The sequence below is a fragment of the Pantoea sp. GM01 genome (assembly GCF_000282675.1).
GTDB classification, from domain to species: domain Bacteria; phylum Pseudomonadota; class Gammaproteobacteria; order Enterobacterales; family Enterobacteriaceae; genus Pantoea; species Pantoea nemavictus.
Map to the genome: position 1 here is coordinate 1 of NZ_AKIU01000023.1, position 1,594 is coordinate 1,594.

At 39.6% G+C, this 1,594-nt stretch carries 1 protein-coding gene and 1 pseudogene; both read left to right on the forward strand.

Annotated features, from left to right (window positions below):
- A pseudogene (locus PMI17_RS04165) lies at nt 1-707 on the forward strand (hypothetical protein); the annotation flags it as partial.
- A partial coding sequence (locus PMI17_RS25100; RefSeq protein WP_007886490.1) for a hypothetical protein occupies nt 707-1,594 on the forward strand: 888 nt, incomplete at its 3' end. The pseudogene PMI17_RS04165 and the gene PMI17_RS25100, both read left to right, overlap by 1 nt.

Here is a 1,594-nt window from a genome sequence, read left to right on the forward strand (position 1 = left end):
TTGAGGGTGATAACTCGTTTCGAGCTCATGTGGGTGATAATACGCATTTGTATGGTGCTAAAAGAGCAAATCAGGAAATTGAATTTTTCAGAAGTGATAAGCCTGATTGGGTGGATATTGGTGTAAAAGATATAAAATTTAAAGCTCTTGAGGAGATGAATGCACACCAATTATCAAAGATTGAAGCAGGTTGGCCTGATATCAAAAATATTATTGGGAGAAAAACTCCTTTAAATGGGGCATTTGATACATTTGATATTTCCATGAAGGCGGTCGAGATTCAACCAGGTAAAACTATATACAGAGTTTTAGACCCATCTTCTGGTGATAATAGTATATGTTGGATGCATGAAGATGAATTTATAAAACTTACCAGTAAAAGTGACTGGCGGCGGAATTTTGCTGTCTGGAAAAGTTGGAATGAAAATGGAGAATACGTCTCATATGTTATTCCGCCGGGAAAACCACTTAAAGTTTGGGAAGGTCGAGCAGCAACGCAGGCTAATAGGATCGCTCCTGAATACAGCCTAGAAGGTGGGTGGAATCAAATTGTTCTTGATCCATCACAATTGAAGAAAGAATTCACGAATCCACGTCAAAAAACTGGCTGGGGATACGCAGATGCAGCAAGCGATCCAGTACATCCTTATTTAGGTCTTCCACGGCTGGAAAATACTCACAACTGGTACGAATCAAAGGGTAAATAATGGCTATATTACATCCACAAGAATGCTATTTACTGGAACGCTTTACATCACCTGAACACTACGCTGAAACACGTGATGCAGTTATAGCATTTATCAACGCTCATGAAGCTGCTTTAAGCCGTTATAAACATGATATTCCACTCAATAGCCGTAAAATGCCTCTTTGGCAACAAGCTGATCTTGTTTGGGAAAATCGTGTAATGCCGAATATGAGGGACCTTCCTGGACACTTTACTACAAGGACTATTCAAAGAATAAACAATGACCCAGAAGCATATAGCATTGGCAACGCTATGGGGTCTATCAGGAAAGGAATTGTAGAGTTTTGGGATGGTTGGATGACTGAGGACGAAGGAATATATATCGCCAATTGTGAATATATTGCTTCACAGTTAGACAGAAAACTTTCATGTACAATTAGTGGTGTTTGGATGGAAGGGGATTTGACATATAATTCAAAAGAATTAGTGTCTTATTTTAAAATGCCAAATAAGATACCTTTATATGAATTAGATTCGTCAGTACGAATTGAGATAAATGAAAAACCATCGGTGACAGGCATTTACCTCCCCGATAATGATCATGCATCCGCACGTTTTATCTATGCAACATATCCGTATTCACCAGACGCGCGTACAGGTGTCGCTTTTGAAAACTATGTTGATGAAGATAAGGTATGTCACCGTTATTGGACGGAAACAAATCAGGTAGAAACAGGCTGGACATTAATTCGTCGTGTTGAAGGTGTATATATCGACGTGCCGCCAGAAGGTTTTTTCCCGGAAGGAAAGCCAGAAGAACTCTATAGCTGGCCTCAGCGTGAGAAAACTCTCCAACAAAGTAAGATGGTTCGTATCGCTCAATGGAGTGCTGAAATATCAACTCAT